22 protein-coding genes are annotated in these 23,172 nt (G+C 64.0%); 11 read left to right on the top strand and 11 right to left on the bottom strand.

The window, feature by feature from the left end; genetic code table 11:
* Both EN949_RS01565 and EN949_RS01555 read right to left on the bottom strand, forming a co-directional pair.
* A partial coding sequence (locus EN949_RS01565; protein ID WP_206534942.1) for a histidinol dehydrogenase occupies window positions 1-287 on the bottom strand: 287 nt, incomplete at its 3' end.
* Window positions 288-494: 207 nt separating this feature from the next.
* The gene (locus EN949_RS01555; RefSeq protein WP_127366972.1) at window positions 495-1,268 is read right to left on the bottom strand and encodes a glucose 1-dehydrogenase; all 774 of its coding nucleotides are present in this window, start codon (window positions 1,266-1,268) and stop codon (window positions 495-497) included.
* Between the two features lie 130 nt (window positions 1,269-1,398).
* Here EN949_RS01555 and EN949_RS01550 point away from each other — a divergent pair, with 130 nt between their 5' ends.
* Window positions 1,399-2,502, top strand: coding sequence for a histidinol-phosphate transaminase (locus EN949_RS01550; RefSeq protein WP_127366971.1), 1,104 nt, complete (start codon window positions 1,399-1,401; stop codon window positions 2,500-2,502).
* 105 nt (window positions 2,503-2,607) lie between these two features.
* Window positions 2,608-2,976: a hypothetical protein gene (locus EN949_RS01545; protein ID WP_224620654.1), complete on the top strand. Its 369-nt coding sequence runs from the start codon at window positions 2,608-2,610 to the stop codon at window positions 2,974-2,976.
* Window positions 2,977-3,123: 147 nt separating this feature from the next.
* Here EN949_RS01545 and EN949_RS01540 read toward each other — a convergent pair whose 3' ends face one another.
* The 5 genes from EN949_RS01540 to EN949_RS01520 form a co-directional block, all read right to left on the bottom strand.
* The gene (locus EN949_RS01540; protein WP_013530477.1) at window positions 3,124-3,807 is read right to left on the bottom strand and encodes an SGNH/GDSL hydrolase family protein; all 684 of its coding nucleotides are present in this window, start codon (window positions 3,805-3,807) and stop codon (window positions 3,124-3,126) included.
* 90 nt (window positions 3,808-3,897) lie between these two features.
* Window positions 3,898-4,851 carry an ABC transporter permease gene (locus EN949_RS01535; RefSeq protein WP_013530476.1) on the bottom strand — a complete coding sequence of 318 codons (954 nt, stop codon included), beginning with the start codon at window positions 4,849-4,851 and terminating at the stop codon, window positions 3,898-3,900.
* 3 nt (window positions 4,852-4,854) lie between these two features.
* Entirely contained in the window at window positions 4,855-5,817 is a 963-nt protein-coding gene (locus EN949_RS01530) for an ABC transporter permease (RefSeq protein WP_013530475.1), read from the bottom strand.
* 9 nt (window positions 5,818-5,826) lie between these two features.
* Window positions 5,827-7,338 (bottom strand): sugar ABC transporter ATP-binding protein, encoded by a 1,512-nt coding sequence (locus EN949_RS01525; protein ID WP_127365995.1) that lies wholly within the window; start codon window positions 7,336-7,338, stop codon window positions 5,827-5,829.
* An 81-nt stretch (window positions 7,339-7,419) separates the two neighbouring features.
* A complete protein-coding gene (locus EN949_RS01520) occupies window positions 7,420-8,499 on the bottom strand; it encodes a substrate-binding domain-containing protein (protein ID WP_013530473.1) in 1,080 nt (359 codons plus the stop codon).
* 320 nt (window positions 8,500-8,819) lie between these two features.
* Here EN949_RS01520 and EN949_RS01515 point away from each other — a divergent pair, with 320 nt between their 5' ends.
* The 9 genes from EN949_RS01515 to EN949_RS01475 all read left to right on the top strand — a co-directional run bounded on the left by EN949_RS01515 (window position 8,820) and on the right by EN949_RS01475 (window position 17,137).
* Window positions 8,820-9,470: an SGNH/GDSL hydrolase family protein gene (locus EN949_RS01515; protein ID WP_023809404.1), complete on the top strand. Its 651-nt coding sequence runs from the start codon at window positions 8,820-8,822 to the stop codon at window positions 9,468-9,470.
* A gap of 57 nt (window positions 9,471-9,527) precedes the next feature.
* Window positions 9,528-10,622, top strand: coding sequence for an ROK family transcriptional regulator (locus EN949_RS01510; RefSeq protein ID WP_013530471.1), 1,095 nt, complete (start codon window positions 9,528-9,530; stop codon window positions 10,620-10,622).
* Window positions 10,623-10,755: 133 nt separating this feature from the next.
* Window positions 10,756-11,448 (top strand): XRE family transcriptional regulator, encoded by a 693-nt coding sequence (locus tag EN949_RS01505; protein WP_024503956.1) that lies wholly within the window; start codon window positions 10,756-10,758, stop codon window positions 11,446-11,448.
* Window positions 11,449-11,451: 3 nt separating this feature from the next.
* The gene (locus EN949_RS01500; RefSeq protein WP_023809407.1) at window positions 11,452-12,531 is read left to right on the top strand and encodes an extracellular solute-binding protein; all 1,080 of its coding nucleotides are present in this window, start codon (window positions 11,452-11,454) and stop codon (window positions 12,529-12,531) included.
* Window positions 12,532-12,555: 24 nt separating this feature from the next.
* Window positions 12,556-13,464 (top strand): ABC transporter permease, encoded by a 909-nt coding sequence (locus tag EN949_RS01495; protein ID WP_027160916.1) that lies wholly within the window; start codon window positions 12,556-12,558, stop codon window positions 13,462-13,464.
* Window positions 13,461-14,249, top strand: a complete 789-nt coding sequence (locus EN949_RS01490; protein WP_027160917.1) for an ABC transporter permease — start codon at window positions 13,461-13,463, stop codon at window positions 14,247-14,249. Before EN949_RS01495 ends, EN949_RS01490 begins: the two co-directional genes overlap by 4 nt.
* A 1-nt stretch (window position 14,250) precedes the next feature.
* Window positions 14,251-15,360, top strand: coding sequence for an ABC transporter ATP-binding protein (locus EN949_RS01485; RefSeq protein ID WP_024503959.1), 1,110 nt, complete (start codon window positions 14,251-14,253; stop codon window positions 15,358-15,360).
* 28 nt (window positions 15,361-15,388) lie between these two features.
* Window positions 15,389-16,771 (top strand): FAD-binding oxidoreductase, encoded by a 1,383-nt coding sequence (locus tag EN949_RS01480; protein ID WP_063168696.1) that lies wholly within the window; start codon window positions 15,389-15,391, stop codon window positions 16,769-16,771.
* Between the two features lie 9 nt (window positions 16,772-16,780).
* Window positions 16,781-17,137: a cupin domain-containing protein gene (locus tag EN949_RS01475; RefSeq protein ID WP_013530464.1), complete on the top strand. Its 357-nt coding sequence runs from the start codon at window positions 16,781-16,783 to the stop codon at window positions 17,135-17,137.
* Between the two features lie 17 nt (window positions 17,138-17,154).
* Here the strand turns inward: EN949_RS01475 and EN949_RS01470 are convergent, their stop codons facing one another.
* The 4 genes from EN949_RS01470 to nirB all read right to left on the bottom strand — a co-directional run bounded on the left by EN949_RS01470 (window position 17,155) and on the right by nirB (window position 23,172).
* Entirely contained in the window at window positions 17,155-17,421 is a 267-nt protein-coding gene (locus EN949_RS01470) for a BrnA antitoxin family protein (protein ID WP_024503962.1), read from the bottom strand.
* Window positions 17,422-17,520: 99 nt separating this feature from the next.
* Window positions 17,521-20,382 carry a nitrate reductase gene (locus EN949_RS01465; protein ID WP_063168697.1) on the bottom strand — a complete coding sequence of 954 codons (2,862 nt, stop codon included), beginning with the start codon at window positions 20,380-20,382 and terminating at the stop codon, window positions 17,521-17,523.
* Window positions 20,383-20,386: 4 nt separating this feature from the next.
* Window positions 20,387-20,716, bottom strand: a complete 330-nt coding sequence (nirD, locus tag EN949_RS01460) for a nitrite reductase small subunit NirD (protein ID WP_063168698.1) — start codon at window positions 20,714-20,716, stop codon at window positions 20,387-20,389.
* 5 nt (window positions 20,717-20,721) lie between these two features.
* Window positions 20,722-23,172: a nitrite reductase large subunit NirB gene (gene nirB, locus EN949_RS01455; RefSeq protein ID WP_024503965.1), complete on the bottom strand. Its 2,451-nt coding sequence runs from the start codon at window positions 23,170-23,172 to the stop codon at window positions 20,722-20,724.

Genomic DNA, 23,172 nt, shown 5'->3' with positions numbered 1-23,172 from the left:
ATGTTGTCGATGCCGAACTGGATGCTCTCGACGACGTCCTTTTCCACCTTGTCGAACGCCGCGTCGAACTCGGCTTCCGACACCTGCAGCTCGCCCTCGGCGACATTGGCCTTGTCGAGTTCCCTGGCGAAGCGGATCAAGGCGGCGTCGCCTTCGTCCTTGACGGCCTGGATGATCGGCCGGACCTTCTCGACGAAGACCGTCAGATCGGCCTCGGCGCGCTTCAGCAGACTGGCGCGCTGGTCGGCATCGATGGATGACAAATCGTGGAAGCTGATGTCGGACATGGCTGCTCGTTCTCCTGGAACTCTTGGAACGCAATGACGGCTGGCGCAGGCCGGCCATATGCTGCGGGCCGACAGGTCGACCCTGAACAAGGATCAAAGCCGTCGAGAGGCTTCACTCGGGCAAAAGTATATACATGTCTATGTGACGGTCGCCAGCGATTTTTCCATCATCCTTCCCGTCGAAACTACCGAGACAAACCTGCCTCATCAGATCGAGGCGAGAAAGCCGCCATCGACCGGAATGGACTGGCCGGTTATGTAGGCCGCCGCATCCGAAGCGAGGAACACGGCGATGCCATGCAGATCGGAGAGATCACCGAAACGCCGCTGCGGGATCTTGGCCAGCATGGAGTGCTGCCATGCCTCGTTGTTGTAAAAAACGTCCGTCATCGCCGTCCTGAAATAGCCCGGCGCGATGGCGTTGACCCTGATGCCAAGCTCCGCCCACTCGGCCGCAAGCGCCCGCGTCATGCCGAGCAGGCCGGACTTCGACGAGCCATACGGCACCGCGGTTGGGATTCCGACTTCCGACGTCAGCGAGCACAGGTTGATGATGGTGCCGGGACGGCCGGCGTCGCGCATCTGCCGCGCGGCGGCCTGGGCGCAGAAGAACGCTCCCTTCAGATTCGTGTCGACGATCCTGTCCCACAGCGCCTCGTCGACATCGAGCGAGGGCCGCACCTCCTCCATCCCGGCATTGTTGATGAGAATGTCGAGACCACCAAGCAGGCTGGCAGCCTCGTTGGTGGCTGCGCGGCAGCGGCCGACATCGGTGACGTCGAGAGCGACGGCATGCGCCACCCCACCGGCCGCGCGGATGGCGACCGTCGTGTGCTCCAGCGCGGCCAGGCTGCGCGCCGTGACCGCGACGTCGGCGCCGGCAGCGCTCAGCGCTTCGGCGATGCTGCGCCCGATGCCACGGCTGGCGCCGGTGACAAGCGCCTTCCTGCCGGAGAGATCGAAGAGAGAAGCGTTGCGCATGTGATCCTCCTGGTCGGTGTCGGTTTCCGCTTCGGCGTAGAGACTATCAGGTCAGCTTACATATACAAGCATATACAAAGCATTTCAGCTGCGGTACGGATGACGAAATCCACCGCAGAGGAGCCAGCCCGTGTCGAAAGCCTCGGATATGGTCCGCACCGAAGTCAACCGCCTGTCGCCCTACAATTCCGGACTGACCATTGACGAGGTGCGGAAACGATACGCACCGGCCAGAATCGCCAAACTGGGCTCGAACGAAAACCCGCTCGGGCCCAGCCCGACCCTCGCCGCGACGATGCATGCCGGCTCCGAGATGTTCCGCCTCTATCCGGACCCTGCCGGGCGCAAGCTGCGCCAGGCGATCGGCGACAAATATGCCGTCGCCGAGGACCAGATTATCCTCGGCAACGGTTCCGAAGATCTTCTCTCCGTCATCAGCCGCGCCGTGTTGCGGCCGGGCGACGCCGTCGTCACGCTCTATCCGTCGTTTCCGCTGCATGAGGACTACACGACGTTGATGGGCGCTACCGTCAAGCGCGTTGTCGTCAACGACGATCTGACCATCAATGTCGATGCGCTGGTCGAGGCGGTGCGCGAACGGCCGCGCATGCTGCTGTTCTCGAACCCGATGAACCCGGTCGGCAGCTGGCTCTCCGGCGGCGATCTGTCGAGGGTTCTGGATGCGACGAGCGACGTGACGCTGATCGTCATCGACGAAGCCTATGCCGAATATGCCAAGGGCGACGACTATGCGTCATCCCTGCCCTATCTGGGAAAGCTCGACCGGCCCTGGATCGTGCTTCGGACCTTTTCCAAGGCGTTCGGCCTGGCCGGATTGCGGATCGGCTTCGGCATCGTCGGCGACCCGGAGCTGCGCGCGCTGCTCGAACGCGTCCGCACGCCTTTCAACGCCAACGGCATGGCCCAGGCCGCAGCATTCGCGGCGCTGGCCGATGACGAACACCTCGCCAGGGTCGTAGCTCTGGCCAGGGCGGAGAGAAAACGCGTCGAGACTTTCCTGGCGAGCAAGGGCCTCGACGTCGCCGCCTCCAGAGGCAATTTCCTGTTCTTCAACTGCCGGCAAGATGCCTCCGTCTTCGTCGAAGGCCTGCTGCGGCAAGGGGTCATCGTCAAACCGTGGAAGCAGCAGGGCTTTGACACCTATGTGCGTGTCAGCATCGGCTCGACTTCGGAAAACGACCACTTCATGGCCGCTCTGTCGGCGCTGTTGTGAATACAGGTCTGGGCGGATCGCTCCGCGCTTGGGAGCCGATCGCTGCCGCCCTATTTCGCCCAAGGCCTTGACCGACGCTTGGCTTGGCTGCCGTGCGGATCGTCGATGACCACAGCGTATTTATTTGGCTTCGGACCAGCCGCAGGCCTTAACTTTCGCAGCGTGGGTTTTTACATCCGAGGGGTCTGCAAACGATCGACGCTTGAGGAGGCTCCCTTGCAGCAGCCAGATGACATAGCCGCCCGCCGATTGGGCATTCTCATCGAGCAATATGTGGAAGCGCGTAAAAAGCGCTATGACTATGTGTCGACCGAGCAGGCCTATCGGGCCATCCGGCAGGTCCTCAAACCCGCCATTCCCGATCGCGAGCTCGACGACATGGTCGCCTCACTTGCCGTCAAGAACGGCCTGGCGGTCGTCTTCGATCGTCAAACCAAAGCATCGGCCGATGATGTTCCGAGGCCAAGCCCCTAGATCGACGCACATCTGCCGGCGCCGGGCGCCATATCAATGCGGGGCCAAACGCATCGTTCGGCCCCGCATCGATGTGCATCGCCGGAGGAACCTGCGACACACCTGCGCCGTGAGCCTGTGTGCCGCAAGCCGACGGGCGTGGCGGCTTCAAGCGGCGGTGCTGACCTGGCCCGGCTCGAGGATCGACTTGACCTTGTCGGCGACGGCGCGTCCCAGATCGGCGTTGTTTGCGGCGGTGAAATGAATTCCGTCGACACCGTCCGTGGTGAGGTAATCGCCGGCATTGAGGAAATCGATCTTCATGAAATCCGCCATCGCCTTGTACTGCCTGGCCAGGTCCCTGGATTTTTCGTGCCCGCCGCCGAACATGCCCTCGAACCATGGATCGGGCATCGGGGTCAGCGGCGGCGGCGCAATGACCAGCGCCTTGGGGGCCGGATAAGGGGTGCCGATGCCGCCGGCACTGGTCAGGATTTGCCCGACCAGTTTCGCCATTCCATTGGCGATCTCATAAGGCGTCCGGCGGAAATAGGACTTGGTGTCGTTGGTGCCGAGCATGACGATGACCAGGTCCAGCGGCAGATGGCTGGCGATGGCCGAGGGCAGGTAGTTCGCCCCGTTCAGGCGCGGATCGTTGGGGTCGTCGAGACAGGTCGTGCGCGCGCTCAGGCCTTCCTCGATGATGTGGTAGCCCCCTCCCAGCGCCGCCGCCATCACACCGGTCCAGCGCTGGTCATAGGGGTAGCGGTAGGTCGGCGACCCCTCCTTGACCGGAACCCAGCCCCAGGTCAGCGAGTCGCCGTAGCACATGATGTTTTTTGGCGGTGACATCCATGTTTCTCCATCTGTTTGCAATTGTCTGAACGCGTGGATTTGTCGGTCCCGGCGAACGCCGGTCGGCTTGCTTTTCGCCGTCTCAGGTCAGGGGTTTCGCACCCGCACTCCGTAGAAGATCGCGGCACCCAGGATGATGACGCCCTGCGCGATAAGCTTGCCGGGCTCGTCGATGCCGAGCACGGTCATCACCACGAACAGCAGAGCAAAGCACAACGCCCCGAAGAAAGGTCCCCAGACGCCACCGTCGCCGCGACCGAAGACGACGCCGCCGAGGATCGTTGCCGCGACCGCCAGGATCGGCAGGTCGAGGCCGACACGGACGCTGCCGACGGCGATCGAACCGGTCTGTACCAGGGCCGCGATCGCCGCGATCAGGCCGGCGAGCGTGTGCGCAAGGATCACCGTGCGCTGGACCGGCACGCCGGAAAAATGCGCGGCTTCGGCATTCTCCCCGACCGAGGCGACGTAGCGGCCAAAGACGGTCCGCGACAGCAGCAGCCACACCAAAGCGGTCAGCAGGACCCAGAACAGCACCGGCGTCGGAACCGACAGGAATTTCGTGTTGTAGAGGTCGTTGAACAGCTTCGGCACATCGCCGGGCGGATTGCCGCTCGACAGGAACTGCACCAGCCCGACCAGGATGATGCTGACCGCCAGCGTGACGATGACCGCCGACACCCGCCGGCTCCCTATCATGAAGCCGTTGAACAGGCCGATGACGAGGCCGGTACCGAGCGCCAGCACGACGAAGAAAGGCATCGACGCGCCGGGGAAAGTGCCTGACGAAATGAAATAGTTGATGAGCAGGATGATGCCGCCGCCGGAAAGGTCGATCGACTTCACCCGCATGACGACGAGCTGCCCCAGAACCAGGATGCCGAGCGGGACGATCTGCCTGACGAAGATACCCATGATGTTGAGGTTGAGCATGTTCGGCCGTGCGACCCACAGCGTGGCCAGCAGCACGAGGAAGACAAAATAGGACGGCGGTATGCGCAGCAGGCGCCGGGCGATCGGATTTGCGAGAACGGCAGCCATCTTTCAGAGCCCCATCTTCTTGCGGGATTGCAGCCCGACCACCGCCAGCAGGATGCCGCCCTTGATCGCGGTCTGGACAAACGGCGAGACGTTGGCGAGGTTCATGCCATTGGCCAGCAGCGCCATGACCAGCGCGCCGATCACGGTGCCGTGCAGGCTGCCTATGCCACCGGAAAGCTGGGTGCCTCCAAGCGCCACGGCGGTGACGGTATCGAGTTCGAAAAGCAGCCCGACATTCGGATCGCCCGACACGATGCGCCCGGCCAGGAAGACACCGGCAACGGCTGCGAAACAGGAACAGATCACATAGGCGAGGATGATGTTGCGGCGGTCGGAGACGCCGAAATTGCGGGCAGCACTCTCGGCGCCGGACGCGATGCCGCCGCCGATCGCAAACAGATGCAGCCCATACCGGGATCCGTAGAGCAGTTTCCACGCTGCCAGGATCACGACGATGCCCCAGAAAACCGGATAGGGAATGCCGAGGAAACTGCCCGAGACGGCATCGATGACGATCTCCGGCACCGTGCCGCCGGAGACGGGCCGCAGGATGCGCGTGATGCCGAGCACGATGTACTGCGTCGACAGCGTCGCGATGATCGGATGGACGTTGAAACGGGTGATCGCCAGACCGTTGATCAGCCCGATGACTGCCGCCAGCACGAAGACCGCCGGGATCAACACAATCGCTGGCTGGTCGAGCGCCAGCACCGCGGTGGTGAAGCTGATGACCGAGCCGACCGACAGGTCGAGCCCGCCGATGAGCACGACGACGAGCTGTCCGATCGCCGCGATGATCAGCGGCATCGCCTGGGCAACCAGGTTGAAGAGGTTTTCTGCCGTGGCGAACTGCGTCGTCTCGACGGTCAGCCACAGCGAAATGAGCAAGGCGACCAGCAGCGGCAGGCCCCACAGGCCCTGCCGCGTGTTCCGGCCATTCAGGATGTTGAAAACCGAACGAACCATGGCAGGCCCCTAATGCTGGCGCGTGGAGCCGCCCATGAGGGCCGCGTCGAGAATCTTGTGTTCGCTCGCCTGCGCTGCCGGCATTTCGGCCACGATCGTGTCGTGATGGACGACGTAGATGCGGTCGCAGAGCCCGATCAGCTCGATCGTCTCGCGCGACAGCACCAGCACCGCGCCGCCCTTCGCGGTGAAGTCCCGCAGAAGATGGTAGATCTCGGACTTGGCGCCGATGTCGACGCCGCGCGTCGGCTCTTCGACCAGCAGAAGATCGAGATCGGCGGCAAGGTAGCGGCCGAGCAGAACCTTTTGCTGGTTGCCGCCCGACAGCGAACCGACCGCAGCCGACAGGCCCGCCGCCTTTATGTTCATGACCTCCATCATGCGGGCGATGACGTTTCGATATGGCCGCGCCGGCGCAAGTTCCGGGCGCCTCGAATGCAATCCGATGGCGATGTTGTGGGCGATCGGCAAAGCGAGGAAGAGCCCCTCTTCCTTGCGGTCCTCGGGAACGAAGCCGACCTTCAGCTGCTGCAAATACCGAACGCCCGCCGACGCCGGGAGCGGCATCTTCAGCGCCTTGCCGTTGATGGAAATCGTCCCGGCGAAGGGATGGTAGCGGCCAATCAGCGATCGCAGGAAGCGCTGCTGGCCCTGCCCTTCCAGCCCGGCCAGGGCGACGATCTCGCCCTTGTGCAAAGTCAGCGAGAGCGGCTGCGATGTCTCGGTGATCTTGAGGTTTTCGACGCGCAGTATCTCATCGCCTACATCGCCCGTACGATCGGGAAAAAGGTCCTGGAGTTCGCGTCCGACCATCATGGCGATGAGTTCGTCGGTGGTGATCTCGGACACCGTCTTGGTGCCGACCAGTGCGCCATCCTTCAGCACCGTCACCGTGTCGCACAACTCGAAGATCTCCTCCATGCGATGCGAGATGTAGACGATGGCTTTTCCCTTGTCGCGCAGCCGGCGGATGTTGCGGTTGAGCACATCGACATCGGCCGCGTTGAGCGCCGCCGTCGGCTCATCGAGGATGAGCACGCTGGCGTCGGCCTGGATGCAATGCGCGATCTCGACGAATTGCCGCTCGGCGATCGTCAGGTTGGAAACGAGTTGCGACGGGTCGAGCGTGAGGCCGAGTTCGCCAAGCGCCCTGGCGGTCTGGCTTTTCATCGCGGGATAGTCGATCGAGCCAAACCGGGTCGTCGGCTCCCGGCCGAGGAACATGTTCTCGGCGATCGACAGATTGGGCAGCAGCGAATGCTCCTGGAAAACGGTCGAAATGCCGGCATCGAGCGCGGCGCGCGGCGACTTCAGATCGAGCTTCTCGCCGCTCATGAAGATCTTGCCGGAATCGGGCTGATGCACGCCCGCCAGAATCTTCATCAACGTCGATTTGCCGGCACCGTTCTCGCCCATCAGGGCATGGACGCTGCCCGCCTTGAGGTCGAGGGAAACGGAGTGGAGCGCCTTGCTCCCTCCGAATGCCTTCGAAATGTGGGACATCTCGACAAGATTGGTCACGAAACCCTCGAACGAACCGGATTCAACACATGGAACGGCCTGCGGGGAATGTTTGTCCACTCCCCGCCAGCCACGGCGCCGTCACTTCTTGCCGTAGTATTCCTTGAGCTTGTCTTCCGGCAGTTCGCTTGGCCACCAGACATTGGCGGTCAGGTCGTCGCGATAGTATTTCTTGGCCTTGTCCTGGTCCCATCCGTCGGGATTGTAGACATAGCGCTTGTAGAGCTGCTTGCCTTCCAGAAGGGCAACGGCGGCGCGCACGCCGGCAGCGCCCTGGGCGGGACTGTATTCCGGAGAGATCGACTTGAACCCATCCGTAATCCACTGGCCGAAATAGCCATTGTTGCCCTCGCCCGAAATCGGCGGAATGGGTGTGCCGAACTGCTTGAAGACATCGACGCAGGCGCGCGTCATGTCGGCACCGGACGACCAGATGCCGTCGACCTGCGGATTGTTCAGATAGAGCGTCTCGCACAGCTTCTTGGCCTTGTCGTACTGCCAGTCGCCATGCTCCTCGGCAATGATCTGCACATGCGTGCCCTTGAGCGATTCCAGGAGGCCGTTGTAGCGGTTGGTGTCTTCCGGATGGCCGGCCAGGCCACGCAGGACCCAGATCTTGCCATTGTCACCGACGGTCTTCACCAGCCAGTCGCCCATCACCTTGCCGAAGTGCTCGGCGCCGCCCTGGATTTCGGTGGTGTAGGCGTCGGAATCGATACGCCCTGTGTGAAGGATGACCGGGATGCCGGCGGCGACCGCCTTGGCGATGCTGGCATTGGCCGACGTGCTGGTCACCGGTTGAACGATGATGGCGTCGACATGCTGTGCGATCAGGTCCTCGATATCGGCCACCTGCTTCTTCTGGTCGAAGCCGGCATCGAGCAGGATGAATTTCGAGATGCGCTTGTCCTTGGCCGCGGCGTTCTCCGCCTCATGCGCCACCTGCACCGTCCAGGTGTTTGCGTTGACACCGAAGTCGCTCATGCCGATGACCCAGGGCGGGTCCTTCTTGAACGCACCGGCGGCGGTCATGCGCGTGTCGTCGGGGCGCGGCGCCACGCCGTCCATCAGCTTGACGTCTTGCGCATGCGCCAAGGACGTCACGGCAAGCGTGGACGCAACGAGCATCCCCAGGCCGACGGTTTTCAGCAATCCTAACATTGAACACTCCTCCTTGTGGTTGCTCCGGCCTACAAATTCGTATGGCCACGAGACGCTCTCCCAATGCATGCCCCCGTCACAAACCGACCGATGCGCGCAATTCTCCCGCCCCCGAACACATGCGTGTCGAAGCCCAACTTCTGCTGGACGATGATGACGGTCGAGAACTCCTCCGGGCACTTTAGAAGCACAGCGGATTCGCCCTGTCAATAGTTAGTCAGGTTGAATGACTATTCCCTTGCTTGCCTTTCACCGCTCCACTATCCATCATGAATGGCGCTCGCCGGCTTCGGCGCGCAGTCTGTCCCGGCGGGAAAAACATGCGATCAGTCTTGTGCTACGGCGACTCCAACACGCACGGCCAGATCCCCGGCAGGGGGCCGCTCGAGCGCTATGGTCCGGGTGAACGCTGGCCGGGCATATTGCGTTCTCAGCTGGGCCCTGACTGGTATGTCATCGAGGAGGGGTTGAGCGGCCGCACCACCGTCCACGACGACCCGATCGAGGGCGCCCACAAGAACGGCCGAACCTATCTTCGTCCTTGCCTGCAGAGCCATGCGACGCTCGACCTCGTCATCATCATGCTCGGCACCAACGATCTCAAGATCCGCTTCAACAAGCCGCCGTCGGAAGTGGCGATGGGCATCGGCTGCCTCGTCTACGACATCAAGGAGCTGGCGCCAGGTCCGGGCGGCTCGACGCCCGAGATCATGATCGTGGCGCCGCCGCCGATGCAGGACGACGTCAAGGAATGGAAGTCCATCTTCGCCGGCGCACCCGAGAAATCGCGCCTGCTCGCCCTCGAATTCGAAGTCCTGGCGGACTCGCTCGAACTGCACTTTTTCGATGCCGGCTCGGTGGTGTCGTGCAGCGAGGCGGACGGCTTTCACATCGATGCCGAGGCGCACAGATTGCTGGGCACCGCGCTCGCCCGCGCGGTCGATGCCATCGGCTGGAGCCGCTCGACATGAGCAACCATACCGCCGCCAGGCAACGCCCTCTTACCGACGGGGCGACCTTTGCCTGACATGAGATTCGCACCACCCAATCCCTTGCGCATCGCCGATCGTGCGAGCGGGCTGAATGCATTGAGCGTCCGCAGCTACAACGAGCGGTTGGTGCTGTCCCTGCTGCTTCAGAACGAAGGCATTTCGCGGATGGAAATCGGCGAGAAGACCGGCCTGTCGGCGCAGACGGCTTCGGTCATCGTTCGCTCGCTCGAGCAGGAGGGCCTGGTCTCGCAGGGCGAGGCGCAGCGCGGCCGCGTCGGGCCGCCGACGATCCCGCTTTCACTCAACCCGGAGGGCGCCTATGCAGTTGGCGTCGGCTTCAGCCGGCGCAGGATCGACATCGCGCTTATCGACTTTATCGGCACGGTGCGCTTCCACACGCAGTTGCCGGCGGATGAAGCCAATCCCTTCCCGCAAAGCAGCGATCTGTTCGGCGCGATCGGGCAAGCCATGACCAGCCTGCCGGTCGAGGCGCGCAGCCGGGTTGCCGGCATCGGCCTGGCGGTTCCCGACGATGTCGACACGATGGCTGCAACCCGCAACGGATCGAGCACCTCGCTCAAAGCCTTGCAGGCTGAAATCGAGGAACAGATCAAGCTGCCGGTTTTCGTGCAGAACGACATCACCGCTGCGGCCGGCGGCGAGAGCATGTTCGGCGTCGCAAAGCCGCTCAACGATTATCTGTTCTTCTATCTCGGAGCACGGCTGCAGAGCAGGCTCATCCTCAACCACCAGATCTACAAGGGAAACTCCAGCGCCAGCTTCGATCACGGCCTGATGCGCCTGGAGAGCGAACTGGCCATGCGCGGGCGCCCGTCCGAAATCATCTGGAGCAGCAGCCCTGAGTGGCCCGATCTGGGCGAGGCCTACAGCGCATGGCTGGGCGAGTGTTCCGACCGCTTGAAAGCGTCGATCTCCGCGCTGACCCAGTTTGTCGAGTTCAGGACGGTCGTCCTGTCCAGTTATGCGCCGCAAAAGATTGCCGAGGCCTTGTGCGACGACATCGGCCGGGAATTCCCCGGCATCGAAGCGCTGCCGGCGCGCGTCACCATCAGCCCGAAGGCCGTCGGCGCGGCAAGCCTGCCATTCAGTTCGCGCTTCATGATCCAGTGATCGAGCTGAACCGGGTTGCCGGTCGGCCGATCATGCCCCTCTGCAGGTCCATCGATGATTTTCAGGTGACCAGGCGAATCCGCTTGCCAGGACGCCCCACTTAATAGCATGTTAAGTGAACCCTGAGATCGCCATGAAAATCGCTGCGGATCACGCACTCAACGACAATGCCGCGACCAGCGCCGAAGCGCGCCGCTCGACGGTATTGGGCGATCGGATCAAGGCCTATCGCACGACGCGGCGCCTGACGCTGCGCCAGCTCGGCGACATGATCGGCACCACCGCCAGTTTCCTGAGCCAGCTCGAGCGCGGCCTTTCCGGCGCCAACACCAGCACGCTGATGCTGATTGCCAATGCACTCGGCATCAGCCTCGCCGATCTTTTCGACGAATGCGAAGTGTCGCCGCACGCGGTGCTGACACGCAGCGAGCGGCCGGCGCTGCCGACCAGCGAAGGCTACCGCAAGACGCTGCTGTCGCGCCGGCCGATCCGCGAGATGGAAGTCTATTGCGGCGAGTTCGCCGTCGGCGGCTCGACCGGCGACGTGCCCTACACGCACGGCAACGCGAGCGAGATGTTCCTCGTGCTGCGCGGACGCGTGCAACTGACGCTCGGCGAGGAGAGCTTCACCCTCGAAGAGGGCGATAGCATCGAATATTCGACCTCGACGCCCCACCGGACGATCAATGTCGGCGATACGGTGGCCGAAGTGCTGTGGATCATTGCGCCGCCGACCAGCGGCGCCGTCGACCTCGACCAATATGTAGCCCGGAAAACGCTCGCGCCCGGCCTACCAAAATCAAACAGCGAGCCATCGGAGGGTTAGAAAATGGGAAGCAGATCAAGATTGGCCGGGTTCGTCGGCGCCGCCGCACTGGCCTTGCTTGCGGCCGCCGCTCACGCGCAGAACGCGCCGCCGGCCGGGACCGTGGTGGACGGCTCGCTGAAGGGAAAGACGCTGACCTTCGTCTCCTATGGCGGCATCTACCAGGACGGCCAGGTCGCCGCCCTCAAGGAATTCGTCGACAAGAGCGGCGTCAAGCTTTTGAACGATGGGCCGACCGAAATCGCCAAGCTTCAGGCGCAGGTCGAATCAGGCAATGTGACCTGGGATGTCGTCGATACGGACGATTTTCCGCCCTTCGTGCATTGCGGAAAACTGTTCCAGAAGCTGGATTTGACCAAGCTCGACATCTCGCACATCCCGCCCGGACAGGTCGGCGAGTGCAGCGTGCCGGCGATGAACTACGGCATGGTCCTGATGTACAAGAACGACACGTACAAGGACAATCCGCCGAAGGACTGGAAGGACTTCTTCGACACCGCGAAATTTCCCGGCACCCGCGCCATCGACGGCAGCGGCAGCCCGCTCGGCGGCCTGATCGAACAGGCCATCCTGGCAGACGGCGGCAAGGTCGACGCCATGACGCCGGCCGACATCGACAAGGGCATCGCCAAGATCAAGGCGATCGGTCCCGACACCATCTTCTGGAAGACCGGCGCAGAATCCCAGCAGCTCGCCGAATCCGGCGAGGCCGACATGATCATCATGTGGACCGGCCGCGCCATGACGGCGGTCAAGAACGGCGCTGCCTACACGCCGGTGTGGAAGGACTGGCTGGTCGTCATGGACCAGCTGACCATCCCGGTCGGCGCCAAGGATACCGACGCTTCCTACGCGCTGATCAACGCCTATCTCGGCAAGAAGTCGCAGGAGATTCTGACCGAGCAGACCTCCTACTCGCCGATCAACAACGAGGCACAGCCGAAGGTCGACGCATCCGTCGCCGCCTTTCTGACCAACACGCCGGACCACGCCAAGCTCGGCTATCAGCAGAACATCAAGTTCTGGGTCGCCAACTTCGCCGCCGCGTCCGACAAGTGGACAGCGCTGATGGCCGGCAACTGAGCCGGCTACCGCTAAGGTGACGGCGTGAGCCAGACATCGCATACGCCGACGGCCGGGGGTGATCATCCTCGGCCGCCAGGTGCCGTGCGGGCGCCGCAGCGGCGCCCGCGCCTTGCTGCCTATCCTTCGCTGCTGGCGATGCCCGCCTTGGCTTTGCTCATCGCCGCGATGGGCTATCCCTTGCTGACCGTCACGCTGCGCAGCTTCTCGGACCCATCTTGGGGCTTGCAGAACTATGTCTGGTTCTTTTCCACCCCGGTGAACGTCACCGTCCTGTGGCGCACCTTTTCCATCGCAGCCTGGGTCACCATCGTTTGCGTCATCGCCGCCTACCCCTATGCCTATCTCATGACGGCGGTCGGACCGCGCCTGCGGCTGGTCCTCATCCTGTGCGTTTTGGTGCCGTTCTGGGTCAGCGGCGTGGTGCGCACCCTGGCCTGGGTCATCCTGCTGCAGGATTCCGGCATCATCAATTCGGTCATCAGGCTGCTCGGCTTTGACGGCGTGAAGCTGATCCGCACGCAGACCGGCGTCGTCATCGGCATGGCGCAGGTGCTGCTGCCGTTCATGATCCTGCCGCTCTATTCGGTCATGCGCGGCATCGATCTGCGCCTCGTGCAGGCGGCGCGCAGCCTTGGTGCGCGCCCGGCACGCGCCTTCCTGCAAATCTATCTGCCGCTGTCGCTGCCCGGCGTTTTCGCCGGCGCCATCATCGTCTTCATCCTGTCGCTCGGCTTCTACATCACGCCTGCCCTGCTCGGCGGCCCGCGCAGCACCATGCTGTCGACGCTGGTGCAGAGCCAGGTGCTCAGCCTGCTCAACTGGGGCCGCGGCGGCGCCATGGGCGTCGTGCTGCTGGTCGCGACCTTCGTGCTTCTGGCGCTCGCCGCCCCGCTGATGCGCCAGCGCCACAAGCAGGCGTCCAGATCATGAGACTGGCACCATCCCGCCTTCTGCTCGGTCTGTTCTGCCTGCTGGTCGCCGTCTGGCTGGTGATGCCGACGCTGGTCATCATCCCGATGTCATTCAACGAGAAGAAGTCGCTCGCTTTCCCGCCGTCCGGTTTCTCCTGGCAATGGTACGAGAATTTCTTCACCAACCCCGATTGGCTGTCGAGCTTCTTCAATTCGCTGAGGGTCGCGGGCCTCGTCGCCGTCGCCGCCACGCTGATCGGCACGCTGGCGTCGCTCGGCCTCAGCCGCATGAAACATTCCGGCGCCGGCCTGCTGCGCGCCATCCTGATCACGCCGATGATCGTGCCCGGCGTGGTGCTGGCCATCGGCATCTACGCCGTCTATCTCGACTACCAGCTCGTCGGCACCACCACCGGCTTCGTCATCGCACATACGATGCTGGCGATCCCCTTCGTCATCATCGCCGTGTCGGCAAGCCTCGAAGTCTTCGACGCGCGGCTGGAGACGGCGGCGGCAAGCCTCGGCGCCAACCGCTTCACCACGTTCCGCACCGTGACCTTGCCGCTGATCGCGCCCGGCATCCTGTCCGGGCTTTTGTTTGCCTTCGTCACCTCCTTCGATGAGATCATCGTCGCGCTGTTCATCACCAGTCCCTACCTGAAGACCTTGCCGGTGCAGATCTTCACCAGCATCACCCGCGACGCCGATCCGACGGTGACGGCCGTCGGAACCATCATCTTCATTGCCACGACGCTGATCATCAGCGCCGGGCTGATCATCAGCTCGAAATCGACGAGGAGTTGAGATGACTGCGAGGAAACGCGGCGCGGCCATCGACATCAAGGGCGCAACCAAGCGCTACGGCAATTTCACCGCACTCGACGATGTCAGCCTGCATATCGAGCCGGGCGAGTTCATGACGCTGCTCGGCCCCAGCGGCTCGGGCAAGACCACGACGCTCAACGTCGTGGCGGGCTTCACCGACCTCACCTCCGGCGACCTCGCCGTTGGCGGCAAAAGCATCGTCGCCCTGCCGGCGCACAAGCGCAACATCGGCGTTGTCTTCCAGCACTACGCGCTGTTTCCGCATATGACGGTCGGCAAGAACGTCGCCTATCCCCTCACCTTGCGCGGCATGGACAAGCAGGCGCGCGACCGTCTCGTCGTGCGCGCGCTGGACATGGTCAAGATGGCCGACTTCGCGCATCGCTATCCCTCCGAACTTTCCGGCGGCCAGCAGCAGCGCGTGGCGCTGGCGCGCGCCATCGTCTTCGATCCGCCGCTGCTGTTGATGGACGAACCGCTCGGCGCGCTCGACAAGAAACTGCGCGAATGGCTGCAGCTGGAGATCAAGCGCATCCACCGCGAACTCGGCACCACCTTCGTCTATGTGACGCACGACCAAGAAGAAGCGCTGGTCCTGTCCGACCGCATCGCCGTCTTCAATCAGGGCCGCATCGAACAGGTCGGAACCGGCCGCCAGCTCTACGACGAGCCGACGACCCTGTTCGTGGCCAAGTTCATCGGCGAATCGACCAGTTTGCGTGGCACCGCCCTGACGTCCGGAAACGAAACCAGCCTGACGATCGCCGGCCAGAAGATCGTGGCCAACGGCAAGCTCGCCAGCGGCAGCAAACCGGTGGTCCTGCTGCGGCCGGAGAAGCTTTCGCTTGCCGGCACCAACACGCCTCCCGCCGCCGGGCAGAACAGCCTCACCGGTCAAGTCAGCGAGGCGATCTATCTGGGCTCCGGCTCGAAATACCAGGTGACGTTGCGCGACGGCTCGGTCGCCATCGTACGCGCGTCGCTGGAAGCCACACCGTTCTCGATTGGTGACACGGTCGATCTGCGCTGGTCGGTCGTCGATGCAAAACTTCTTGCCGACGACGACCGCGCCGACATGACGATGACCTGATCGCTCTTTCCCCGCAGGATTTTTAGACATGGACGCCAAAGTCAACGGCAACGTCTCGTTCTGGTATGCCGACATCGGCCTGCCGCCCTATCGCGCGCCGCTTCCGGGCGATCTCGAAGCCGATGTCTGCATCGTCGGCGCCGGCTACACCGGCCTGTGGACGGCTTATTACCTGAAGAAGGCCGATCCATCGATCCGCATCGCCATCGTCGAGCGGGAGTTCGCCGGCTTCGGCGCGTCGGGCCGCAATGGCGGCTGGCTGTCCGGCGGCTTCAGCTGGTCGCGCGAGAAATATCTGCAGACCTCGACGCGCGGCGCTGTCATCGACATGGAAACGGCCATGCATGGCACGGTCGACGAAGTGATCAAGGTGACCGAAGCCGAAGGCATCGATGCCGACATCCGCCGCGTCGACAATCTGACGGTGGCGACCAACCCGCCGCAGCTCGAACGGATCAACGCCGCCTATGCCGATGCGATCGGCTGGAGCGTGCCGAGCGAGCGTGTCAGCCTGATCGGCCAGGCAGAGGCCAAGGCCCGCATCAACATCAGGAATGTGCTTGGCGGTTATATCCACCACGGCACCGCGCGTGTGCAGCCGGCCAAGCTGGTGCGCGGCCTGTCCGAAGCCGTCGAGCGGCTCGGTGTGCCGATCTACGAGCAGACCACCGTGACCGGCATCGAGAAGGGCAAGGTCACGACGAACCGCGGCACCGTGCGCGCGCCGATCATCATCCGTGCCACGGAAGGGTTCACGGCCGGCATACCAGGCAATGAACGGCTCTGGCTGCCGCTCAACAGCGCACAGATCATCACCGAGCCGCTGCCGCAATCACTGTGGGACGAGATCGGCTGGGAGGGCCATGAGCTTCTGGGCGACTCCGCGCACGCCTATTGCTATGCGCAGCGCACCAGGGAAGGCCGCATCACCATGGGCGGACGCGGCGTACCCTATCGTTACGGCTCGCAAACGGATGTGCGCGGCCAAACGCAGCAGGCCACGATCGAAAGCCTGCACGCGATCCTCACCCGGCTGCTGCCGCAGACAGCCAGGCTTCGCATCGACCACGCCTGGTGCGGCGTGCTGGGCGTGCCGCGCGACTGGTGCACGACGGCAGGGCTCGATCTTGAAACCGGCATCGGCTGGGCCGGCGGCTATGTCGGGCTCGGCGTCTCGAGTTCCAACCTTTCAGGCCGAACGCTGCGCGATCTCATCCTGCGCCGCGACACCGAATTGACCCGCCTGCCCTGGGTCAACCGAAAGGTCAGCAAATGGGAGCCAGAGCCGATGCGCTGGCTCGGCGTCCACTCGATGTATCAGCTCTATCGCGTCGCCGACGAGCGCGAGGAAGCCGGCCTCCAGCACACGTCGAAACTGGCCGCAATCGCCGACCGCATCACAGGACATTGAGAGACTGCCATGACCGACTTCCAGACCTTCGCCCACCTCGCCTCCATCGACCTCGGCGAGCCTGAGCCCAAGCCGACCTCGATCAGCGGCGATCAGTTCGAAGCCTCGACGACGCTGTGGACCTCGCCGGATGGCGCACTGGAAGTCGGCGTCTGGGAGTGCACGCCGGGCCGCTTCACGGCCTCGCGCGAGACCAATTCCGAAACCTGCCACATCGTGTCAGGCCGGGTCTCGCTGCATGGTCCCGATGGCCGCAGCGAGGACGTTGGTCCGGGCGAAATGCTGGTGCTGCCGAAAGGCTGGAAAGGCGAATGGACGATCCACGAGAAGACGCGGAAGCTCTACATCCTGCACTTCGAAGCGTGAGCCGGCTGGAACAGCCGCTACTCGTCGTCTGAACGATCACCCCCGGTAACGATCGGCTTGCCTTCTATCACACGCCGCAAGGCGTCGTTGATGCGGTCCTGCCAGCCGGGTCCATCCTCCTGGAAATGGTCCAGCACGGCGCGGTCGATTCGGATCGAAACAAGCTCCCTGACGCCTGGAGCGGCCGTGGGCTCTCGGACCGGGGCAGCCGGCTTCTTCACCGGCTTGAAAGCCGCCTCGGCGGCCGCCATCGGATTTGTCGGTCGGCGCGGGGGATTTGCCATTGGATGACCCTGACTGAGGATGATTCGTGCGCGACGTAGCACGCCTGAGCCACCATAGCCCAACCAGCACCGTCGCGCAGGCCCCTTTGGTCAGGACGATCACTCGGCTGCCTGGAGGCTCTGTGCGTCGATGATGACCCTGATCTCGGCGCGGCAGGAGCCGCAATTCGTGCCGGCATTCAGGGCCGCGCCGATTGCCGCGACGCTGCCGCAGCCGCGGCGTACCGCTTCCGTGATCTGGTTGGCGCCAACGCCGAAGCAGGAGCAGACGATGGCGCCGCGATCGACGTCGATCCCGCCCGGCCGCCCGGCCACGATCGCCAGCCTGCTGCGCCGATCAACATGATCGGCGCTCAGTTGTTCCGCCGCCCAGCCGCGCGACACGGCGACCGGGCCGGGCGCGACGAACAAGGCGCCTGACAGTTGGTCGTCGTCGAAGGCGGCGATGCGGTGCTGGCCGACGTCGCGGTCGTGATAAGCTGATATTTCGGCACCCAATGACGTACCGAACAGCGACCCGGCAAAGCCTGCCCAGTCGATGTCGTCATCGGCAAAGGCAAGCTCGACCCGCCAGCCGCCCTTGCACTTGGCCACGGCCCAGTAGGGCGCAGTATTAGGCTCCGGCCGCTGCCGAGCCACCGCAAAGCCAAAGGCCTTTGCCGCGAATTTCTCGATGCGGACGGCGACATGTTTCAGCGCCGGCTGACCGGAAATGGGATCGGTCAGCGGCGCGGTCAGCGTGTCGAGCCGGCCCTTTGCCGAGAACTGATCGGTCCAGTGCATCGGCGCAAACAGGCTGCCCTGGCGCTGGCGCGCCGTCACCAGCGCGCGCACCAGCACATCACCGCGCGGGCTGGAAACGCGCGCTATGTCGGCGTCACCGATGCCGAAGCGCTGCGCATCCGCCGGGTGGATTTCGACGAAGGGCTCGGCGATGTGCTGCGAAAGCCGCGGGCTTTTCCCCGTCCGCGTCATGGTGTGCCAATGGTCGCGGATGCGGCCGGTGTTGAGGATCAGCGGATAATCGGGGCTGGTGCGGATTTCCGTGGTGGGACGGATGGCGATGAAGCGCGCCTTGCGGTCGGGTGTGAAGAAGTTGCCGTTGGCGAAGAAGCGAGCCTGGAGCCCAGTCGTGCCGACCCCTTCTGGCCAACCTCCAGCTTGAGCGCCCCCCTCTCGCCTGCCGGCCATCTCCCCCTCAAGGGGGGAGATTGGCAGCTTTGCCGACTGCTTTCGCTTTGCGACGTTGTGAATTGGCGAAGACGGCCATGACAGCCGATCTCCCCCCTTGAGGGGGAGATGGCCGGCAGGCCAGAGGGGGGCGCCTTGGCTCGGCGCTGGCCATTGGAACGGCTCAAGCGCCTCATATCCCTCCGCATCAACCCCGGCATAAGCCCCGATGTCGAAATCCCGCGCACCATCATTCTCGAAACCCGACAGCGCGGCATGCTCGGCAAACACCTCCGCCGGCGACGCGTAGGAAAACGCCTCACCAAACCCCATCCGTTTGCCCAACTCGGCAATAATCCGCCAGTCAGGCAGCGCATCTCCGGGCACGCGCAAAAAAGCGCGCTGGCGCGACACACGGCGTTCGGAATTGGTGACGGTGCCATCCTTCTCGCCCCAGGCGGCGGCGGGCAGCCGGACATGGGCGTGGCGGACGGTATCGGTCCGGGCCAGCACGTCCGACACCACCACGAACGGGCACGCCTTGATCGCCGCTTCGACGGCATCGGCGTCCGGCATCGAATCGACCGGGTTGGTGGCCATGATCCACAGCGCTTTGATGTGCCCGTCGGCAACCGCCTTGAACATCTCGACTGCCTTCAGGCCGGGCTTTCCGGCAACGGCCGGCGCGTTCCAGAAGCGCTGCACGCGGTCGCGATGATCGGGGTTTTCGATCTCCATATGGGCAGCCAGCATGTTGGCCATGCCGCCGACCTCGCGCCCGCCCATGGCGTTGGGCTGGCCGGTCACCGAAAACGGCCCTGCCCCTGGCTTGCCGATGCGGCCGGTGGCCAAATGGCAGTTGATGATGGCATTGACCTTGTCGGTGCCCGAAGACGACTGGTTCACCCCTTGGCTGTAGACGGTCACGGTCTTGGAGGTCGCCGCGAACAGGCTGTAGAACCGGTCAAGCTCGTCCTCGCTCAGGCCCGTGGCAGCGGCGACGCCAGCCAGGTCCAGCGCGGAGGCGGCGAAAAGCGCTTGCCCGAAGCCCGTCGTGTGCGTCGTGATATAGGTGCGGTCGAGCGCATTGTGCTGGCCGAGGTAGGCGAGCAGCCCGGTGAACAAAGCGATGTCGCCATCCGGCGCGATCGCCAGATGCATATCGGCAATGTCAGCGGTCATGGTGCGACGCGGGTCGACCAGCACGATCTTCATCTCCGGCCGCTTTTCCCGGGCAGCCGCGATGCGCTGGTAGAGCACCGGATGGCACCAGGCGAGATTGGAGCCGACCAGCACGATCAGGTCGGCAAGCTCCAGATCGTCATAGGTTCCGGGCACGGTGTCGGAGCCGAAAGCGCGGCGGTGGCCGGCGACCGAAGAGGCCATGCACAGGCGCGAATTGGTGTCGATATTGGCGGAGCCGACAAAGCCCTTCATCAGCTTGTTGGCGACGTAGTAGTCCTCGGTCAGCAACTGGCCGGAGACATAGAAGGCGACCGCATCGGGCCCGTGCTCGGCAATGGTTTGCGAGAAGGTCGAGGCGACGAGGTCGAGCGCCTCGTCCCAGCCGGCGCGGCGGCCGTGGATCTCTGGATGAAGCAGCCTGCCGTCGAGATCGATGGTCTCGGCCAGTGCCGAGCCCTTGGAGCAGAGCCGGCCGAAATTGGCCGGGTGGTCGGGGTCGCCGCGCACGGACACTTGCCCGTCCGCGGCGACCTTCGCCAGCACGCCGCAGCCCACCCCGCAATAGGGGCAGGTGGTCCTCACCTCGCGCGCTTCATCGATCTCCATGGGGTCAGGCCGCGCGGCTGACCAGCGCTTCCAGCGCAATGAACAGATGCTCGCCTTCGATCCGCACCGGAATGGTGCGCACCGCGCCCTCGTCGGCGCCGAGCGCCTTGCCCGTTTCCAGCGAAATCACCCAATTGTGCAAGGGACAGGTCACCGCCGCGCCGTGCACGATGCCCTGGCTGAGCGGTCCGCCTCTGTGCGGGCAATGGTCGTCGATGGCGTAGACCTGATCGTCCTGGGTGCGGAAGACCGCGATTTTTCCTTCCGGCGTGGCGACGCAGCGCGCGCCGCGGCGAGGGATGTCGGAGAGAGAGCCTATCGATATCCAGTTCATGACGCTCACTCCGCCGCCTGCGCAAAACCGACCGAAGCCATTGGCCGGAATTCGTGCTTGTCCTTGCCGGAAACGCGTTCCGACCACGGGTCGACCTGGGCGAATTTCTGGCTGAAGACGAAGCGCTCGTAATAGGCCTTGCGCTTGTCGCCATCGTCCATGATCTGGCGCTTGATCTCGGGGATGCCGATGCGCTTGGCCCATTTGTAGATGCGCTCGAGGTAGCGGCCCTGCTCGCGGTACATCTGCGTCAGCGCCACGATATGCTCCAGCGCCTCGTCCTCGGTTCTGACCAGGCCGAGTACTTCGGTGCCCTTGATGTCGAGGCCGGCCGCGCCGGCAAAATGGATCTCGTAACCGGAGTCGACGCAGATCACGCCGACATCCTTGCAGGTCGCCTCGGCGCAATTCCTGGGGCAACCCGACACCGCCATCTTGACCTTGGCCGGCGTCCACGAGCCCCACATGAATTTTTCGATGCGGATGCCGAGGCCCGTCGAATCCTGCGTGCCGAAGCGGCACCAGTCCGAGCCGACGCAGGTCTTCACCGTGCGCAACCCCTTGGCATAGGCGTGGCCGGAGACGAAGCCGGCCTGGCCGAGATCGGCCCACACCGCCGGCAGGTCTTCCTTGCGGATGCCGAGCATGTCGATGCGCTGGCCGCCGGTGACCTTGACCATCGGGATTTCAAACTTGTCGACAACGTCGGCGATGGCGCGCAGTTCAGCGGCATTGGTCACCCCGCCCCACATGCGCGGCACCACCGAATAGGTGCCATCCTTCTGGATGTTGGCGTGGACGCGCTCGTTGATGAAGCGCGACTGGTAGTCGTCGGCGTAGTCGTCCGGCCAGTCGCAGACGAGATAGTAATTGAGCGCCGGCCGGCATTTGGCGCAGCCGCAGGAGGTCGTCCATTCCAGTTCCTGCATGACGGCGGGAATGGTCTTCAGGCGCTTGGCGATGATCAGCCGGCGGACCTCGTCATGACCGAGCGTCGTGCAGCCGCACATCGGCTGCACCGCCGCTGGATTGTATTTGTCGCCGATGGTCAGCACCATCAGCTTCTCGACCAGCCCGGTGCAGGAGCCGCAGGAGGCCGACGCCTTGGTGTGGGCGCGCACGTCGTCGAGCGAGGTCAGGCCCTTGGCCGTGATCGCGCCGGTGATCTTCCCCTTGCAAACGCCGTTGCAGCCGCAGATCTCCGCATCATCCGGCAAGGCTGCAACGGCCGCCATAGGGTCCAGCGGGGCACCCCCCTGGTAGGACTGGCCGAAGATGAGCGTATCGCGCATCTCCGATATGTCGGTCTGCTTTTTCTTGAGATCGTTGAACCAGGCGCCGTCCGCCGTCTCGCCATAGAGCACGGTGCCGATGATGCGGTCGTCCTTCAGCACAAGCCGCTTGTAGACGCCGGCCGCCGCATCGCGCAGCACGATCTCCTGGCGGTCCTCGCCCTCGGCGAAGTCGCCGAGCGAGAACAGGTCGATGCCGGTGACCTTGAGCTTGGTCGGCGTGTCCATATGGACGAAGGCCGCCGCTTCGTTGCCGGCAAGCTGGCTGGCTGTGACGCGCGCCATCTCGTAGAGCGGCGCGACGAGGCCATAGACCTGGCCGTTGACCTCGGCACATTCGCCGAGCGCGTAGATGTCGGGATCGTTGCTGCGCATGCCGGCATCGACGACGATGCCCCTGTTAACGGCGATGCCGGCCTGTTTGGCCAGCGCCGAATTCGGCCTGATGCCGACGGCCATCACCACAAGCGTTGCTGGGATAATGGTGCCGTCAGCAAGTTCCACCTGTCCGACCTTGCCGTTGCCGGTGATAGCCTGTGTGTTGGCCTTGGTGATGACCTTGATGCCGCGCTGCTCCACCGCACGCTGCAAGAGATAGCCGGCGGCCGGATCGAGCTGGCGCTCCATCAAGGTCGGCATGACATGCAGCACGGTGACGTCCATGCCTTGCGCGTTGAGGCCCGCCGCCGCCTCCAGACCCAGCAGGCCGCCGCCGATGACCACCGCCTTGGCCCGCGACTGGGCAGCGAGCATCATCGCCTGCACGTCGTCGAGATCGCGATAGGTCAGCACGCCCGGCAGGTCATGGCCCGGAACCGGAATGATGAACGGTACCGAGCCGGTGGCGATGACGAGCTTGTCGTAGGGCTCGGTGACGCCGTGATCCGAGGTGACGGTCTTCGCCGTCCGGTCGATGGCAACGATCTTGTGGCCCTTGTAGAGGGTGATGTTGTTGGCGATGTACCAGCCGTCGCCATGGATGATGATCTCCTCATAGGCCTTCTCGCCCGACAGCACCGGCGACAGCATGATGCGGTCGTAATTGACGCGCGGCTCGGCGTTGAAGATGGTGACGGTGTAGCGGCCCGGAGCCTGTTCCAGCAGGTGCTCCAGCATGCGCCCGGGGGCCATGCCATTGCCGATGATGACAAGTCTTTCGCTCAT

The organism is Mesorhizobium sp. M7A.F.Ca.US.007.01.2.1, assembly GCF_003998165.1.
GTDB classification, from domain to species: domain Bacteria; phylum Pseudomonadota; class Alphaproteobacteria; order Rhizobiales; family Rhizobiaceae; genus Mesorhizobium; species Mesorhizobium ciceri.
Note: the sequence above shows the minus strand (reverse complement) of the source record. Positions and strands in the feature narration are given on the sequence as shown.

Bases quoted from the DNA above. Each gene is read 5' to 3' on its own strand.
- EN949_RS01520 (WP_013530473.1), bottom strand. From the start codon at position 8,499: ATGTTAGGATTGCTGAAAACCGTCGGCCTGGGGATGCTCGTTGCGTCC.
- EN949_RS01470 (WP_024503962.1), bottom strand. From the start codon at position 17,421: ATGGCAAATCCCCCGCGCCGACCGACAAATCCGATGGCGGCCGCCGAG.
- EN949_RS01515 (WP_023809404.1), top strand. From the start codon at position 8,820: ATGCGATCAGTCTTGTGCTACGGCGACTCCAACACGCACGGCCAGATC.
- EN949_RS01485 (WP_024503959.1), top strand. From the start codon at position 14,251: ATGACTGCGAGGAAACGCGGCGCGGCCATCGACATCAAGGGCGCAACC.
- EN949_RS01555 (WP_127366972.1), bottom strand. From the start codon at position 1,268: ATGCGCAACGCTTCTCTCTTCGATCTCTCCGGCAGGAAGGCGCTTGTC.
- EN949_RS01545 (WP_224620654.1), top strand. From the start codon at position 2,608: ATGACCACAGCGTATTTATTTGGCTTCGGACCAGCCGCAGGCCTTAAC.
- EN949_RS01465 (WP_063168697.1), bottom strand. From the start codon at position 20,382: ATGGAGATCGATGAAGCGCGCGAGGTGAGGACCACCTGCCCCTATTGC.
- EN949_RS01480 (WP_063168696.1), top strand. From the start codon at position 15,389: ATGGACGCCAAAGTCAACGGCAACGTCTCGTTCTGGTATGCCGACATC.
- EN949_RS01490 (WP_027160917.1), top strand. From the start codon at position 13,461: ATGAGACTGGCACCATCCCGCCTTCTGCTCGGTCTGTTCTGCCTGCTG.
- EN949_RS01475 (WP_013530464.1), top strand. From the start codon at position 16,781: ATGACCGACTTCCAGACCTTCGCCCACCTCGCCTCCATCGACCTCGGC.
- EN949_RS01500 (WP_023809407.1), top strand. From the start codon at position 11,452: ATGGGAAGCAGATCAAGATTGGCCGGGTTCGTCGGCGCCGCCGCACTG.
- EN949_RS01510 (WP_013530471.1), top strand. From the start codon at position 9,528: ATGAGATTCGCACCACCCAATCCCTTGCGCATCGCCGATCGTGCGAGC.
- nirD (WP_063168698.1), bottom strand. From the start codon at position 20,716: ATGAACTGGATATCGATAGGCTCTCTCTCCGACATCCCTCGCCGCGGC.
- EN949_RS01530 (WP_013530475.1), bottom strand. From the start codon at position 5,817: ATGGTTCGTTCGGTTTTCAACATCCTGAATGGCCGGAACACGCGGCAG.
- EN949_RS01535 (WP_013530476.1), bottom strand. From the start codon at position 4,851: ATGGCTGCCGTTCTCGCAAATCCGATCGCCCGGCGCCTGCTGCGCATA.
- EN949_RS01540 (WP_013530477.1), bottom strand. From the start codon at position 3,807: ATGTCACCGCCAAAAAACATCATGTGCTACGGCGACTCGCTGACCTGG.
- nirB (WP_024503965.1), bottom strand. From the start codon at position 23,172: ATGAGCGAAAGACTTGTCATCATCGGCAATGGCATGGCCCCCGGGCGC.
- EN949_RS01505 (WP_024503956.1), top strand. From the start codon at position 10,756: ATGAAAATCGCTGCGGATCACGCACTCAACGACAATGCCGCGACCAGC.